The following is a 3,398-nucleotide window of genomic DNA, read 5'->3' as shown; positions in this document are numbered from 1 at the left end:
CCGCCCCGCCGTCCGCCCCGTCCGCCCCCTCCGGCGCCAGCCGCGTGACCAGCAGGGCGGTGAGTTCGCCGAGCGTCGGATAGTCGAAGACGAGACTGACCGGCAGCCGCAGGCCGGTGGCCGCGTTGAGCCGGTTGCGCAGCTCCACGGCGGTCAGCGAGGTGAAGCCGAGATCGCGGAACGGCCGGTCGGTCTCGACCCGGTCGGCCGAGGCGTGCCCCAGCACGGCGGCGATCCGCTCCCGGACGAGGGCCAGCACCGTCTCCTGGCGTTCCACGGGAACCATCTCCGCGAGCCGCCTGCGCAGTTCCGTCCCCGCGCCCTGCCCCTCGCCCCGCGCCGAACGCCGGGCGGGGACCCGGAACAGGCCGCGCAGCACCGGCGGCAGCGTGCCGGCCGCGGCCTGCGCGCGCAGGGCCGCGCCGTTGAGGCGGGCCGGGTACACGACGGGCTCGGCGCAGCGCCAGCCCAGGTCGAACAGAGCGAGCCCCTCCTCCGTCGGCAGCGCGGACACCCCGCGCATCGGCGTGCCCGCGGAGGCCGCCTCGGTGAGGCCGCCGCCCATGCCCCGCTCGGCCGCCCACAGCCCCCAGCCCAGCGAGGTCGCCGCGAGGCCGTGAGCGCGCCGGTGCCGGGCCAGCGCGTCCAGGAAGGTGTTCGCGGCCGCGTAGTTGCCCTGTCCGGTCCCGCCGAGCGTGCCCGCGATCGAGGAGAACAGCACGAAGGCGGACAGGTCCAGCCCCGCCGTCAGCTCGTGCAGATGCAGTGCGGCGTCCACCTTGGCGCGGAACACCCGGTCGACCAGCTCCGGCCCCAGCGACGCCAGCAAGGCGTTCTCGGCGGTGCCCGCGCAGTGCACCACCGCGGTCAGCGGGCGCCCGGCCGGAACGCCGTCCAGCACGGCGGCCAGCGCCGCGCGGTCCGCCGCGTCACAGGCCACGAGCGTCACCTCGGCGCCCGACTCCCGCAGCCGGCTCACGAGGTCGGCCGCGCCCTCGGCGTCCGGACCGCGCCGGCTGAGCAGCAGGAGGCTCCGCACGCCGTGCACCTCGGCCAGCCGGGCGGCGACCAGGGCGCCCAGGCCGCCCGTCGCCCCGGTCACCAGCACCGTGCCGGCCGGGTCGAGCGCGTCCAGGCCGCGGCCCGGCACGGTGTCCGGGACGTCGGCGGCGGGCAGCCGGTTCAGCCGGGGCGTCAGCGCGAGCCCGCCGCGCAGGGCCAGCTCCGCCTCGTCCGACGCGACGGCGGCCGGCAGCGCACGCCCCGACTCGGCGCTCCCGTCGGTGTCCAGCAGGACGAACCGCCCGGGGTTCTCCGACTGGATCGAACGCACCAGTCCCCACAGCGGCGAAGAGCCCAGCCCGGTCACGCCGTCGTCCCCGGCGACGCCCACGGCGTTCGTCGTGGTCACCACCAGCGGCACCGAGGCGAGCCGTTCGTCGAGTTCCTCGGACACCCACAGGCGCGCCGCGTCCAGCACCAGCGCGGCACGTTCCCGGGCGACGGCCGCGAGCCCCGCCCCGTCCGGATCGCCGTCGGGCAGGGCGAGCACGACGAACCCGGGCACGGGGGCGCCCGCGGCGACCGACGCGCTCAGCGCCGCCGGGTCCGGATGACGGCTCACCGCGCCGCTGTCGGCGTCCACCCCGGCCGGCGTCGCCCCGACGACGGCCCACGGGGCCGGTCCGACGGCGGGCAGCGGCACCGGCGTCCAGTCCATGGCCAGCAGCGGCGAGTGCGCGGCGGCCCGCCCGGCCCCCGTCGTGCCCGCGTCGCCCCCGGCGAGGTCGACGGGCCGCAGCAGCAGCGAGCCCACCGAGACGACCGGTGCGCCCGTGCCGTCCACGGCACGCAGCGACACCGCGTTCTCGCCCGCGGGGGAGAGGGTCACCCGCAGGGCGGTCGCTCCGGTGGCGTGCACGGACACCGCGTTCCACGCGAACGGGCGCAACGGCCCCGCCCCGGCCGGCAGGGCGCCCAGTCCCACGGCGTGCAGCGCGGCGTCCAGCAGCGCGGGATGCAGCAGGAAGTCGGCGGCGTCCTCCTGGAGTTCGCGCGGCAGCGCGACCTCCGCGAACGCCTCCCCGTCACGGGTCCAGGCGGCCCGCAGCCCCTGGAAGGCCGGGCCGTAGGCGAACGGTCCGTCGGCCGCCCGCGCGTACAGGTCGCCGACGTCGACGCGCTCCGCGCCCCGGGGCGGCCAGACGTCCGGCGCCGCCTCCGGCGCCGGAGCGGCCGGGCCGAGGACGCCCGTGGCGTGCCGGACCCACTCGGCCGACGCGTACCCGTCGTCCGTCCGCGCGAAGAACCCGAGCTCGCGCCGCCCCTCGTCGTCCGGCGCGCCCACGGTGAGCTGGAGGTCGAGGCCGCCGGTCGACGGCAGCGTCAGCGGCGTCTGCATGGTCAGTTCCTCGAGGTGCGGGCACTCGACGAGATCCCCCGCGACCACGGCCAGTTCCACGAACGCGGTCCCCGGCAGGGGCACCGTCCCCATCACCCGGTGGTCGGCCAGCCACGGCTGCTCGCGCAGCGAGAGACGGCCGGTCAGGACGAGCCCGTCGGACTCCGCGGGCTCCACCGCGGCCCCGAGGAGCGGATGCCCGGGGGAGCGCAGCCCCGCGGACGTCACGTCGCCGGACCCGGACGCCGGCATGCGCAGCCAGTACCGCTGTCGCTGGAAGGCGTAGGTGGGCAGGTCCACCGCCCGGGCCCCGGAGCCCTCGAACACCGGGGACCAGTCCACGGGCGCGCCGGCCACGAAGGCCTCCGCCAGCGACGTCAGCAGCCGCCCGGTCCCCGCGTCGTCGCGCCGCACGGTCCCGGACACGTGGGCCGAGACGGCGGCCGCGTCGATGATCTCCTGCACCGCCATGACGACCACCGGGTGCGGGCTGACCTCCAGCAGGGTCCGGTGCCCCTCGTCGAGCGTGGCCCGCACGGCGGACTCGAAGACGACGGTCTCCCGCATGTTCCGCAGCCAGTACCGTGCGTCGAGCCCCGCGGTGTCCAACTGCTCACCGGTCACAGTCGAGTGGAAGGCCACCGACGACGACTGCGGCCGAATGGCGGCCAGTTCGGTCAGGAGGTCCTCGTTGAGGGCGTCCACCTGGACGGAATGCGAGGCATAGTCCACCGCGATGCGACGCGCCCGCACCCCCGCCGCCTCACACTCGGCCAGCAGATCGTCCAACGCCCCCGGCTCACCCGACACCACCGACGACGACGGCCCGTTCACCGCCGCCACCCCGACCCGGCCCTCGAACCGGACGATCCGCTCCTCCACCTGTTCGACCGGCAACGCCACCGACACCATGCCGCCCCTGCCCGACAGCTTCCGCGCCACCAGCCGCGAACGCACCGCGACCACCCGCGCCCCGTCCTCCAACGACAAACCCCCC

1 protein-coding gene is annotated in these 3,398 nt (G+C 77.0%); it reads right to left on the bottom strand.

Annotated features, from left to right (window positions below; genetic code table 11):
* On the bottom strand, positions 1–3,367 hold a 3,367-nt coding region (locus KMS84_RS04495; protein ID WP_256914704.1), incomplete at its 3' end, for a type I polyketide synthase.
* Positions 3,368–3,398: the final 31 nt, after the last annotated feature.

Source organism: Streptomyces hilarionis (genome assembly GCF_024539675.1).
Taxonomy (GTDB): domain Bacteria; phylum Actinomycetota; class Actinomycetes; order Streptomycetales; family Streptomycetaceae; genus Streptomyces; species Streptomyces hilarionis.
Note: the sequence above shows the minus strand (reverse complement) of the source record. Positions and strands in the feature narration are given on the sequence as shown.